The following is a 13,421-nucleotide window of genomic DNA, read 5'->3' on the forward strand; positions in this document are numbered from 1 at the left end:
CGGAAAGCCAAATCAGAGACGTGGACTTTGCAAACCAAACGTCAAGATTTACAACGAACCAGATTCTTACGCAATCTGCAACGTCGATGTTGGCTCAGGCAAACGCTTCTACTCAAGGGGTATTGTCGCTTCTTCGATAAGCTCAGAGATGTTAAACGCAAAATTGTTATTATTTGCAACAAAAAAGCGAGCGATAGAAATATCGTTCGCTTTTTTGTTGCGGCAATATGTATTTTCTGACAAGAAATAAGGAGGATATTACAATATGGGAAAACCGAAAATTCTCGTTGTTGACGACGACAAGCACATGCGCGGGTCGGTTGTCGAGTTTTTGGAATACAGCGAGCGATACGAAATCTTTGAGGCTATAAACGGACAAAACGCTCTCGAAATCATTGAGCGGGAAAAGTTTTCGGCAATCGTCAGCGACATAAAAATGCCTGTTATGGACGGTTTGCAATTATTAGATAACCTCGTAAAACAAGGTTGCGCAATTCCGTTTATAGTAATGACCGCTTTCGGCGACGTAAAAACAGCCGTGGACGCAATGAGCGTCGGCGCCTACTATTTCATAGAAAAAGGCAGCGACTCTTTCACCGACCGTTTAGAGGCAATACTGATACGCGCCGTAGAAAAAAACGATTTGGTTAAAGAAAACACCCGCCTGACAACCGAAAACGCCACGCTGAAAAGCGCGCTTAAAGGCAAATGGCAGTATATCGGAAAATCGTCGCAAATCAAAGAAATCCAAAAAACTATAGAAACAATAGCGTCAAGCAAATCGACAATTTTGGTAACGGGCGAATCGGGAACGGGTAAAGAAATGATTGCAAAGTCAATTCACGCAATGAGCAATCGCGCAGGCGGACCGTTTGTTAAGGTGAATTGCGCGGCGCTCCCCGAAAGTTTAATAGAAAGCGAACTCTTCGGACACGAAAAAGGCGCGTTCACAGGCGCGCTCAAAACTCGTCTGGGAAAATTTGAACTCGCAAACGGCGGAACTCTGCTTTTAGACGAAATCGGAGAAATGCCGCTTGGCGTGCAGTCAAAATTATTGCGCGTTTTGCAAGAAAGAGAAGTCGATAAAATCGGCGGCGACGCTCCCGTTTCGGTTGACATTCGCCTGATAGTCACAACAAACCGCGACTTGCAGAAAGAAGTCCAAAACGGAACTTTCCGCGAGGATTTGTATTATCGTCTGAATGTTTTTCATTTTGAATTGCCGCCTCTGCGCGAAAGAAAAGACGACCTGCCCGACCTGATAACCCATTTTATAGGCAAATACAACGAAGAAAACGGCTTTGATGTTTCGAGCGTATCAGCGGGAGCGTCCGAGGCGTTGAAAAAATACGACTTCCCCGGAAATATTCGCGAACTCGAAAACATCATTGAGCGCGCAGTCGTTCTCACGGCAAACGGAGAATTAAGCGAGAGCTCGCTTCGTCTCGGCAAAGCAAGAGAAATTCCCGTAGAAATACAAAAAGGTCTCACCGCAGGAAAAACGGTAGCTCAAGTCGAAAAAGAGTTGATTTACGCTACTCTCGAGCATTGCAACAACAACAAAACCCAAGCGGCGGAGATGATGGATATTTCGGTAAGAACATTAAGGAATAAACTGAAAGAATACGGAGATATTTCGGCGGAGGAGTGAGAGGTGTTTTGTAGGGGCGTATTGCATACGCCCGATTTCTGTCGGCGATTTGGGCGTATGCAATACGCCCCTACGGAAAAATCTTTCGCCCCATTTTATATTCTTACGTTCTGAACAAAACAGGAAACCGCTTACTATTTGCTTTCGGCTTTCCGCCTTTATCAAAGCGTTTGTTTTTCCAATCGTCAAAATCTTTTACTTTCTCGGCGGATTTTACGCCTTTTCCCGCTCCCGATTTTACAGGTTTGTCGTATTTGTCAAACTTGTCAAACTTTTCGCGTTTATCGTATTTTGCGGTTTTGGCGGCGGGTTTTGCGCCGCGATCGCCTTTTTCGTTCTTTGTAAACGAGTTGTTTTTACCAGCCGATTTTCCGTATCCGTGATCTTCAAATTCTTTTCGGCGGCGACGTCCTTGTATCAATTCTCTTTCGCCGCGCTCTTTTTCTTTTTTCGGCTTTACGGGCGTTATTTCGTGATAATTTTCTTCATCAAATTTTTCGCCGTAAGCCGCTGAAATAAGAGCGGAAACCAATTTTTCAGGACTGTAATGCAAAAGCAGTTCTTTTGCCCATTCGTCAAAATTCTGCGTATCTTCATCGCCAAACAGCTCCTTTATTTCTTCTGAAATTTTGCGTTTTTGCTCCGCCATAATTTCGGAAACGGTCGGCACTTCTTTCTTTTTTATGTCTGCTTTTGTTATTTGCTTCAAGAAGCCTAATTTGCGGAATTCACTCGGAGTAACAAAAGTAATCGCCGTGCCTTTGTGCCCAGCGCGCCCCGTTCTTCCAATTCTGTGGACGTATGCTTCGGGATTTTGCGGAAGCGAGTAATTTATCACGTGAGTCAAATCGGTAATGTCAATTCCCCTTGCCGCAACGTCGGTTGCAATAAGGACGTTTATTACTTTTTTGCGGAATTTGGTCAAAATTCTTTCGCGCAAAAACTGTGTAATGTCGCCGTGAAGCGCGTCCGCCGAATATCCGCGGTCAGCCAAACGCGCGGCGATTTCGTCCGCTTCAACTTTGGTGCGGCAGAAAACTATCGCGTAAAAATCGTCCGCCATATCAATTATTCTGCAAAGCGCCTCAAATCTGTCGCGCTCAAAAACCTCAAAATAAATCTGGTCGGTCAAATTCGTGGTTAATTGCGTTTGCGTTTTGAGCGTTATAGGCTCTTTAAGATAGGTATCCGCCAAATCGCGAATACGCTTTGGCATTGTCGCCGAAAACAAAAGCATTCTTTTTTTCGGGTTTGACACCGAAATTATTTTTTCTATGTCGTCGATAAAGCCCATATTAAGCATTTCGTCCGCTTCGTCCATAACAAGCGCCGTAATTTTCGACAAATCAAGCGTTTCTCTCTCGATGTGGTCTAAAACCCGCCCCGGTGTACCGACTACTATGTCTATGCCGCTTTTGAGCTGAGAAATTTGTCTGTCATAAGATTGTCCGCCGTAAATCGGAACAATTTTAAGCGGATTTTCGCCTTTAAGCGAGTTTAATTCCTCGCAAATTTGAACGACCAATTCGCGCGTCGGGGCAATAATTAACGCCTTAACGCCTTTTTTTGACGGGTCTATAAGTTCTACGAGCGGCAAACCGAACGCCGCCGTTTTCCCTGTTCCTGTTTGTGCCTGCGCGACAATATCTTCTTTTCCCGAAAGCATTGCGGGTATTGTCAATTCCTGAATTTGAGTAGGCTCTTCAAAGCCCTTTTGGGTAATTGCTTTTAACGTCCTGTCGGACAGACCGAGTTCTGAAAACTGTTTCATTTTATCCTTTTGATGGGGTATTTAATGGGGAATATACGTTTTCGCAAGGACGATAATGTTATTTTTCTTTGATTTTTTGGTATTTCATTAAAAAAAGTAAGGGCAGGTTTAAAACCTGCCCTGTAGGGGCGTATTGCATACGCCCGATTTTTGTCGTCGGTTATTTTGGGCGTATGCAATACGCCCCTACGCCATTCTATTCTACTGTCGCTTTTGCAAAAGGTTTGTATTCTCTCGCGCCACCTTGGAATTCTATGTGTTTATAAAACTCAACGAAAGTCAAACGAAGCGGGTGAACAAACGAGCCGAGCGCCGCAAGTCCGAAGTTTAACAAATGCCCTACAATCAAAATCAAGATTGTGACAAGTATAAGCGGTGTAGCAAGTTCGCCTCCGGTTACCATAAACGCAATCTGATTAAACGACGCTCCCAAAAGTCCGCCCGCAAGTCCGAGCGCAAACAATCGAATATACGAAAGTCCGTCGCCCATAAGCCCCGTAGCAAACTGATAGAGTTCCCAAAGTCCGAGAGGCAAGCGAATGCCGACGTGCTTTTGCGGATTGTTGAACAAAAACATAAGCGCCAAGCCAATCCCCATCGGAATTAACATCATCGGCGCCGTTATAAGTTCTTCCATTTGCATTGCAGTAATTCCGAAGAAGACCTCAAAAAGCGAACCCATATCCAAGAAGTTTACCTTTGTTACCGCAAGCGCCGCCGCAACCGTCAAGAACATCGTTCCCACAGGTAAAAGCGCATATTGGAAATTCCAATCGTTCTGTTGCATTCTATTTACCGCTCTTATCATCATAGCAAACAAAATTTGGAACACGCCCAAGAAAATTGAAAACGGTATCATCGGCATTAAGGTTTTAGTGGCAAATTCGCCGTTTGCCAAAACTTCGGACGTATGAACCGTCGCTATTTTCAGCAGTGAAAGCGCACCAATACCGCTACCGCCTAATATGCCTAATCCTTCGCCTGTGATTAAATTCGTGCTCGCGTCATTAAATATTGGCATTCCGAAGAAGCCGTTGAGCAAAAAACCGCCTATCATAGTCGAAAATCCAAGCATCATTCCGAGAATTACAATCGGTTTTAACTGAGCGGCTACTTTAGTGTAGGCAATAATCGTCGCAATCAAAATCAGCGCGCCGTAGCCGACGTCGCCCAAGCAAAATCCGAAGAAAAGCATATAGAACGGCGCAAAAAACGGCGTCGGGTCAATTTCTTTGTACTTCGGAAGCGCAAAAAGGCGCGTTATAATTTCGTATTTTTCGGCAAAAGCGTTATTTTGAAATTGCACGGGCACGTCGTCTTCAACCGTCGGCTCTTCAAATTCATACCAGCACGAAAACTCGTCAAGCGCCGTTTGAACTTGCGTCTGCTTCTCTTTCGGTATCCATCCGACCACAGAAAGAAGCTTCTCTTTTGCCGTCGCCACCATCGAATTCGACGCGATTTCGTAGTTTAATTCGTCCTGAAGTCCTGTCATATACTGCTCTATCGCTTTCATTTTCGAGGCGATTTCCTTTTGCTCGTTTGCTATTGTTTCTCTTTTGGAATACAGTTTTTTCTCCTGTTCATCCAGCTGCGCAAAAATCATATCGGGAAGACGGACAGACTCTCTGCCCTCAATTACAACTTCTTTGTTTTCACCGATTGCCGCAATCCACAAATTATTTGCCGTTTCCTTCACAGTCTCGTAATCTATGTCTTTAAGCAGGTGTTTGTCGTTTGCAGACAATTCAAAAAGCGAAATGTGAATTCCTCTATCCTCAAGCGTCTCAAGCGTCTCGGGATTTACGTCCCCCCAAGGGTCAAAGCGCTTTCTTTCTTTTGCTATAGACGAAATTTCGTTGCTTATTGAGTCCACTCTTGCCATATTTACTATATATTTTTTCACCGCATCGCCAACGTTTTCGAGGCTGTTTGAAGACTGCGGCAAATCTTTGTGCGAAGTTTTTATATCCGAAATCACCTTCTTGATTTCCCCGATACTTGCATTTATCTCCGCCGAATGCGCGTCCAATTCTTTGTCGCCGCATTCAACGTGAACAACGCCGACATCGCGCAGTTTCTGCAAAAACTTCTCTCTTTCGCCGTGATACAACAAAACGGAAAGCCTATTCATTTTAGTTAACATTTACGCCGCCTCCTGTTCTTGTCGGTTCAATTTGTCTTTAAGAATTTTCTGCGCCGCCTTTTCAAGGTTTTCTTCATCTTCCATAAAGCGCTTGATTTTCAGAATTCCCGCTTTATATTCGGGTATTTGCACTTTTTCGTAAAGATTAACCTTTTGGGTCGTCTTTTTTCGCGCGTATTCAAGAATTGCAAGCCGCTCTTTGGCAATATCTATCTCGATTGATAGTTTTGCGGACTCTTTTAACTGTCCGATACCAACCGCAACCCAAGCCACTCTGCCGAAAAAAGAATCAAGCGTCAAAGCAAAATCCACCTTTTCTACATACGGAATTCGCACTCCTGCGATTTTTTTGAATGACCTTACCACTCTTTCAACCTGCAATATGCCATTGGGAAACTCGTCCCAAAGCTTAGCAATCTTGTTCATTGCCTCTTGGCTTTCGCTGAAAAGTTTCTGCGCGGCGGCTAATTGCTCCTTCGCCTTTTTAACTTCCAAACGAAGCGCGGTTTCCTTTGCTTTCAGTGTCGGCAAAGCCCTTTCTCTTACCTTCAACTCCTTTTTGAGTTGGGCAAGAGCGGTTTTATTGAATTGAAATTTTAATGCCACAATTCACCTCTTCTGCCTAGGTTATTTGCCTCTCCAATATTTATCCATAAGGACTTTTTTCATCGCCACTTCGTCGCGGGTAAAGTATTTTCCGAGAATATCCCAACCCGTATCCAACATTTTTTCTGCGTCAATATCAACGTCGATTGCCAAAAGTTCTCTCGAATAATCGCGCGCGTACGCAATACTTCTTTCGTCGTAATCCGTGAGGTCAAAGCCGTTTTCCTGCTTGGTTTTGGCATTTGCCGCGTCGGCGAAAAGTCGAACGCAAGTGTTCATAACTTCGGGGTGGTCGTCGCGGGTCACTTTTCCGATAACCAACTGTTTAAGACGCGAGAGCGAACGGAACGGGTCAATAATAACCTTACCGATGTCGGTGTCGCGGCGCAAGTAAAGCTGTCCTTCGGTAATATAACCCGTGTTGTCGGGAATAGCGTGCGTAATATCGCCGCCCGAAAGCGTTGTCACCGCGATAATCGTGATGGATCCGCCCTCGGGAAACTGCACCGCTTTTTCGTAAATTTTCGCCAAATCGGAATAAAGCGAGCCCGGCATACTGTCTTTTGACGGAATTTGGTCCATACGGTTCGATACAATCGCAAGCGCGTCGGCATAAAGCGTCATATCCGTAAGAAGTACAAGCACTTTCATATTTTTTTCGGTAGCGAAATACTCCGCGGTCGTAAGCGCCATATCGGGAATAAGGAGACGTTCAACAGGCGCGTCTTCGGTTGTGTTTATGAAACAGGTAATTCTGTCTAAAGCGCCCGCGTTATCGAACGTTTGTTTGTAATACAAATAGTCGTCGTTAGAAAGTCCCATACCGCCCAAGATAATCATATCCGCTTTCGCTTTAAGCGCAACGTCCGCCATAACCATATTATACGGTTGGTCGGGGTCGGCGAAAAACGGGATTTTCTGCCCTGTAACAAGCGTGTTGTTAAGGTCGATACCCGCAATACCCGTCGGAATAAATTCGCTGGGCTGTTTTCTGCGCACGGGGTTTACCGACGGTCCGCCGATTTCGACTTCTTTGCCGTCAACAGCGGCGCCGCCGTCGATTGCCTCGCCGTAAGCGTTAAAAAATCTGCCGCGAAGATCGTCCGAAAGCTTGATTGTCGGCGCTTTGCCCGTAAATTTTACTTCGGCGTTGGTGTAAATACCTTGTGTTCCGGGGAAAACCTGAAGCGTTACTTCGTTCCCTTTAATTTTAACCACCTGCGCGGGACGACCGTTTACATACGCCATTTCTTCGTTTGTAACGTCGTCGGCTTTTACCGTGATTGTCGCCTTGGTAATGTTCTCTATTTTTGTGTAAATTTTCTTAAATGCACTCATTTTCATTCTCCTTACGCTGAAACTTTTTCGTCTGCTACGATTTTCTTGGTCGCTACAAAATCTTTCAAATCCTTTTCGGCTGTGAAAAATTCCTGACTTTCAAATTTCGTGTATTTCATATCGTTTATCAAAGCTCTTACACGTTTGAAGAACTTACCCACATCATCAAAATCCTCAAAGTTATAACTGCTCTGGCAAATTTCCAAAATTGTGTTTGCCAAGTGTTTTTGACGCACCATAGGTGTAGTTCCGTCGGTATCATCAAATGAGTTTTGTTGCAAAATTCCGAAATCCACGACTTCCGCTTTGTTGTAAGTGGTGTGATATTCAAGCGGAACGCCGTCGTCGCCCAAAATGTTGATTTGGTCTTTCGCTTCTTTTCCTCTCAAAAGTACGTCTTTGAGCGTTTGCACGCCTTGCGCCCAACCCTTTTGTACGTGTTCTTCGAGATAGGCAATAAGTTCGGGATATTCTATATATTTTGAATAACTTTCAATCGGGTCAACCGCAGGATAGCGTTTTGAGTCCGCGCGCGCTTGTTCAAGAGCGTAGAAACAACGAGCCGCTTTTTTGGTCGATTCCGTCACCGGCTCTTTAAGGTTTCCGCCCGCAGGTGATACCGCTCCCAAGAAAGTGATTGAGCCCGTCTTGCCGTTATTGAGTTCGACAAAGCCGTTTCGTGCGTAGAATTGCGCGATAATCGCCGACAAGTCCATCGGGAAAGCGTCTTGCCCCGGAAGTTCTTCCAAGCGGTTTGACATTTCACGGAGAGCCTGCGCCCAACGCGAAGTTGAGTCCGCAAGAAGAAGCACTTTCAGTCCCATCGAACGGAAGTATTCTGCAATGGTCATTCCTGTGTAAACAGAAGCTTCACGAGCCGCAACGGGCATATTCGACGTGTTTGCGATAATCACTGTTCTTTCCATAAGTTTGCGACCTGTTCTGGGGTCTTCAAGTTCGGGGAACTCGGTGAAAACTTCCACAACTTCGTTCGCTCTTTCTCCGCAGGCAACCATTACAATAATATCTGCGTCCGCGTGTTTTGAAAGCGAGTGTTGCATAACGGTTTTTCCCGCGCCGAACGGTCCGGGCATAAATCCTGTGCCGCCCTCTGCAAGCGGGTTAAGAGTATCTATTGTGCGCACGCCCGTTTCGAATAATTTAAACGGACGGGGCTTGTGTTTGTATGCCGAAACTTCGCGTTTCACCGCCCATTTCATTTCCATACTAACAGAAATATCGTTTCCTTTTTCGTCTGTCAAAACTGCAATTTCGGTATCGCTTGTGTATGCGCCCGCATTAACTATGCTTTTTACTTTTGCCGTACCTTTAAGGTCAAACGGCGCCATAACTTTATGATTAAGCCAGTTTTCTTTAACCTCGCCAAGCCACGCCGCCGCTTCGACTTCATCGCCGATTTTTGCAGTCGGAACAAAATCCCATTTCTGACCGGGATTAAGCGGGTGCGTATATTCTCCTCTTTGGAGGAAAACGCTGTCCATCTTATGCAAGTCGTTTTGAAGACCGTCGTAAGTTTTGGAAAGCATACCGGGTCCAAGCGTTACTTCCAACATTCTTCCCGCAAATTCCGCGACACATCCTACTTTAAGCCCTCTTGTGCTTTCAAATACCTGAACCGCCACTTTGTCGCCCATAACTTTAATGACTTCCGCCATAAGTTTGGTACCGTTAAGGTCGATAAAACAGATTTCGTTCTGCCCGACAGGACCGTCAACTTGCAATGTTACCAAGTTCGAGACAATGCCGACAACTTTTCCTTTCGTACTCATTTATATATTTCCTCCGTCAGTTTGTGTTTTCTTTTATTTTGGCAAAGACGCTTTAAGGTCTTCCAACAACTTTTGCGCCCGTGCCATTCCGTCTTTTGTATCCAAACGCATCCATCTGTCAACAATGTATGCTCTCACCATAAACCCCAACACGCTTTCGATTTCAAATTCCTTATTCATAGAAAGTTCATCTATTTTGTTGTGATAAATATCGTCTATCGCAAGTTCGGTAGCAATCGGGTGAACATTCCCCGTAATCTGCTCCAACCAAGGCAAAACACCGCTCAAACCGAAGTCCGCCGCTCTGCTTTTTGCGATTTTTTCCGCATTATCGTTAAAAGGAATTACGCTTTTTTCTACGGGAAGTCCCAGTTCTCTCGCGTTCAGCGCCGCAACTACGTTTTGAACATCAACGCAAAAGTTCGCCCAATCGGCAAACCATTTGTTTTTCTCGGCAATTTCCGTATAATACAGATAAGACAACTGCTCGAAACTTCCAAGTCCCGCAACACTGTCCTTGCCGTCTTTTCGGTCTTGCAAAAACGTCTGCATATATTTCGGAAGAAGTATGGGGTCGCTCAATGCTTCCTCCATCTCCGTCTTAGACATCCAAGCGCGAGTATCGAAATCCGACTTTTTATCGAGAAAATTGATGACATTTTCATTATCGAACTGCAAAAGAAGCAATTTCAGTAATTCTGCGTCATCTTTTGCCAAAAGTTCGACAATTTGTTCCCGTATCTTTAAGTAGTCAAAATTCTTAACACTATCTACAAGGTTAGGAAGTCCGCTTACAAGATAATAATATTTACGACCCATCGGCATTACTCTCCGAAAAGGATTGATTTAACTTTCGGGCGCAAATATTCTTTAAAGTATTCTGCAAAATCGCCGTCCGTAAATGATACCTTGTAAGTTCCGTTTGCTTCGCCGATTTGGAAACCGACTTTAACGGCTTTTGAAGCGGCAATGGTAATTCCTGCTTTAGCCACAGTTTTTACAGCCGCGTCAATATCCTTTTCGAGTTTGGTTTTTTGGTCAGGTGAAAGCAAAATTTCGATTGAAGCGTCGCCGCCTTTCCAATTCGACAAAACTGCCTTAATGTATTCGGGTGTGTTTTTGGAAAGAGAGTCGGTTATTGCACCGTCAACCGTTTTTGCCAAAATCATATCCGTAATTTTGCTTTTAAGCGCACTGAGCGCCTGTTGCCCTGATAACTTGATTTCGGAGTCCGCGCTTCTTTTTGCTTCTTCCGCTTTTTGGTTTGCATCAGAAATTATTTTTTCGGCTTGTTGTTGCGCTGTTGCCATAATTTGCTCGGCTTGCGCTTTTGCCTGCGATATAATTTCTTCTTTTTTCAATTCTCCCTGCTCAACGCCTTCCTTAAGCAATCTCTCCGCTAGTTGTGAAACTTTTCCTTCCATCAGCCCTCCAAAAAATAAGTTATCTCGCAAGCATTTTTGCGAATTATTTACAGTATAAACGATAAAAATACAATAGCGCATAACCAATGTGGTCATTTTTTTGAAAAACAATGATTTTTTTAATTTCTTTGTGAAAAAATGCACGAAGGAAGTCAGAAAATAAGGGCGTATTGCAATACGCCCTTACCGTTTATGTTATCTGTTTATACCAATTCGAGCGGAATATAAATATCTTCGCCCGCTGATGGTTGTTGCTTCGGCGATAATCAGATATGTGCCATTGGCGACGAAACGACCGTTGAAATTTTGCAAATTCCAGACGATTGCACCGTCTGCCGTAGGGGCGGATTTGAAACCCGCCCTTACATCGTCCGCCGAAAACACAACATTGCCCAAATTATCAAAAATTGCGACATTAACCGTTGCTTGTTCGGGGGTGATTACCGAAATCCTCGCAAAATCGGACACCACTGCGTTCTCAAGAATAATTCCGTATCTGTTATCCCGCGAGGTATTTTGGCGAATAAAGCTTGGAAGAAACTCATCCGTTCTTATAAAAAACTCTGTTGCTCCGATTTGGTAGTTTTCTGCAAGCATTCCCTCGGTTTCTATTCTCAGCAAATATAATCTGTATCTTACAAGGTCGTCCGAAGAACGAAGTGAGGGAGACGGGTTTGTTTCTTCGATTTCTTCAAATGTTATCGTAGGTGTTCCTGTGAAAACGCTTTCGTCGTCGTCGCCGACAAAATTGTCTAAATCAACCAAAGTCCAAATGATGTCTTTAAGTGCGTTTGAGTCGGCAAATAAAGGCGTATCGACTACGATTGTGTCTTTTTCTGTGCCTGTTAATATCAAATTTACGCCTATGGCTTGGTCGGCTTCAAGTAAAATGTTAATCGGACGGTGCAGAATATCAAAGCCGTGCCTGCGTTCTTGCAAGACATAATTTCTTTCGAGAACTCTTTCGTCTGTTATATTCGCCACAAGATAGTGTCGTCCAGCGTTAATTCCGTTGAAATTTCTGTCTAAATAGGAGGAAAGTTCAATATCAATCTCAATACCAAGAATTGTATCTTTTGCGCTTGCGTGAAAGAGTTTTTCTCGGCTTATTCTGTTAAAAACAAAATCGTCGTCTTCGACTTGTGTCCAGACTACTGTCAATGGTTTTGGGTGTATCTGAAAAGGCATAGAGGGTAAATCTAATTGAAAACTACTATGAGGAGCAACGGTTAAGCGAATAGTTGCTGTATGGTCTCCCTCGTTTATCCATTCTCCTAAAAACTCTATTTCAAAACCGTTCGGAACAGTTGCTGTAGGTCTCTGTGGCTCTCCGTTGTAAGTAAACAGTCTTTTTTCTCCCCACATAACTCGCACTATTTCAACGTTTGCTTGAATAATTTCAAAATTTAATATTACCGTGCCTAAATAATTCCCAATGCCGATTACAGTTGCGGTTGCAGTTCCGACATCTGTGTTGTTTTCGTATTCAACTGTATAGTCCACATTTTCTGTCAAAATTGCTCCGCCTCTGAATTCAATCGTCGGAGTTATCGGGTTTCCTGTGTGATTGCGAGCACCAATTGGCTCTATTGAGTTCAAAGAAAGAAGCGTTCGCAAAAATATATGAGGAAAGCCATTGTTTGTGTTTTCGTCGATGCTCCAGATGGTGCTGAAGCACCAGTCGGTGAATGTGGATTGTTCTTTGAGTTCTTCGGTTGTTTTGAAACCTGAATTTGTTGTAGTGGCTCTATTTCCTATAAAATCAGCGGCAGTTCCTGTCAATGCATAGCAATTTCTAATTGTCCTACCGTCAAAACCTACCAATCCGCCAACAAATCTGCTTCCCGATACATCTCCGGTAGCATAAGAATTGTCTATCCTACCTCTGTTAACTCCCACCAATCCACCAGCACATTCATTTCCCTGAACGCTTCCTGTGGCGTAAGAATTTCGAATAATAGATGATTCTATTACATTGGCTCCCACTAATCCGCCGACATCGACGTAGCCTTCAACATTTCCTGTGGCGTAAGAATTTTCTATTGTATTTGCGTTGTGTCCGGACAGTCCGCCTACCAATTTTGCATTTGGTGCGCTTACATCTACGCCGGAACTACTATTCCTGATTATTCCCCAGTTGTTTCCCGACAATCCACCAACAAAATGACTTGCTCCTTTAACTTTTCCGCTAGTTATAGAATTTTCAATTGTACCGTTATTTTGTCCTGTTAGTCCGCCGATATCTTCATATCCTGTAATATCAACATCTAAAACAATAAGATTTTTAATCGTTCCGTGATTAATTCCAAAAAATCCTTGAATAGATTGCTCCGGTCTGTTGATAAAAACTCCACTGACAGCAAAACCGTTGCCGTCAAATATTCCACGAAATCGGTTTTCTTCATTCCCAATCGGTATCCATTGATTAAATTCATCTCCTTCAAGGTTAATGTCATTGGCAAGAGTAAAAATCACGCCCTCAAAACCGTTTCTTATACCGCTGTTTACCCTATTGGCTAATCCTCGCAATTCGGTAGCAGTTCTTATTGTAATTTCGTCGGCGTTCCAATCAATCGCCTGCGCCCACACCACACTCACGGCAAACATCACCGCTAAAAACAAATTTCGTTTCATTTTGATCACCTTTTATTTATTAGTTTTTTCGTTTTTCCAAAGACAATGCGACAAATAACGG

Annotated in this window: 10 protein-coding genes; 2 read left to right on the forward strand and 8 right to left on the reverse strand. The window is 43.9% G+C overall.

The features are described 5' to 3' along the window. Together FWE23_07375 and FWE23_07380 are read left to right on the forward strand one after the other, a co-directional pair. A partial coding sequence (locus FWE23_07375) for a flagellin (protein MCL2845254.1) occupies positions 1-140 on the forward strand: 140 nt, incomplete at its 5' end. Positions 141-265: 125 nt separating this feature from the next. Further along, positions 266-1,651, forward strand: a complete 1,386-nt coding sequence (locus FWE23_07380) for a sigma-54 dependent transcriptional regulator (GenBank protein MCL2845255.1) — start codon at positions 266-268, stop codon at positions 1,649-1,651. A gap of 103 nt (positions 1,652-1,754) precedes the next feature. Here the strand turns inward: FWE23_07380 and FWE23_07385 are convergent, their stop codons facing one another. From FWE23_07385 to FWE23_07420, 8 genes are all read right to left on the reverse strand, one after another. Further along, positions 1,755-3,422 carry a DEAD/DEAH box helicase gene (locus FWE23_07385; protein MCL2845256.1) on the reverse strand — a complete coding sequence of 556 codons (1,668 nt, stop codon included), beginning with the start codon at positions 3,420-3,422 and terminating at the stop codon, positions 1,755-1,757. Positions 3,423-3,618: 196 nt separating this feature from the next. Beyond that, positions 3,619-5,568: a hypothetical protein gene (locus FWE23_07390; protein ID MCL2845257.1), complete on the reverse strand. Its 1,950-nt coding sequence runs from the start codon at positions 5,566-5,568 to the stop codon at positions 3,619-3,621. Next, positions 5,569-6,174: a V-type ATP synthase subunit D gene (locus FWE23_07395; protein MCL2845258.1), complete on the reverse strand. Its 606-nt coding sequence runs from the start codon at positions 6,172-6,174 to the stop codon at positions 5,569-5,571. A 21-nt stretch (positions 6,175-6,195) separates the two neighbouring features. Further along, the gene (locus tag FWE23_07400) at positions 6,196-7,518 is read right to left on the reverse strand and encodes a V-type ATP synthase subunit B (protein ID MCL2845259.1); all 1,323 of its coding nucleotides are present in this window, start codon (positions 7,516-7,518) and stop codon (positions 6,196-6,198) included. A 5-nt stretch (positions 7,519-7,523) separates the two neighbouring features. Continuing rightward, on the reverse strand, positions 7,524-9,302 hold the full coding sequence (locus tag FWE23_07405; GenBank protein MCL2845260.1) for a V-type ATP synthase subunit A: 1,779 nt from the start codon (positions 9,300-9,302) through the stop codon (positions 7,524-7,526). A 33-nt stretch (positions 9,303-9,335) separates the two neighbouring features. After that, positions 9,336-10,121, reverse strand: coding sequence for a DUF2764 domain-containing protein (locus tag FWE23_07410; GenBank protein ID MCL2845261.1), 786 nt, complete (start codon positions 10,119-10,121; stop codon positions 9,336-9,338). Positions 10,122-10,126: 5 nt separating this feature from the next. Then, on the reverse strand, positions 10,127-10,726 hold the full coding sequence (locus FWE23_07415) for a hypothetical protein (protein MCL2845262.1): 600 nt from the start codon (positions 10,724-10,726) through the stop codon (positions 10,127-10,129). Between the two features lie 195 nt (positions 10,727-10,921). Continuing rightward, positions 10,922-13,360: a hypothetical protein gene (locus FWE23_07420; protein MCL2845263.1), complete on the reverse strand. Its 2,439-nt coding sequence runs from the start codon at positions 13,358-13,360 to the stop codon at positions 10,922-10,924. Between the last annotated feature and the right edge of the window lie 61 nt (positions 13,361-13,421).

Source organism: Chitinivibrionia bacterium, from assembly GCA_009779925.1.
Classification (GTDB): domain Bacteria; phylum Fibrobacterota; class Chitinivibrionia; order Chitinivibrionales; family Chitinivibrionaceae; genus WRFX01.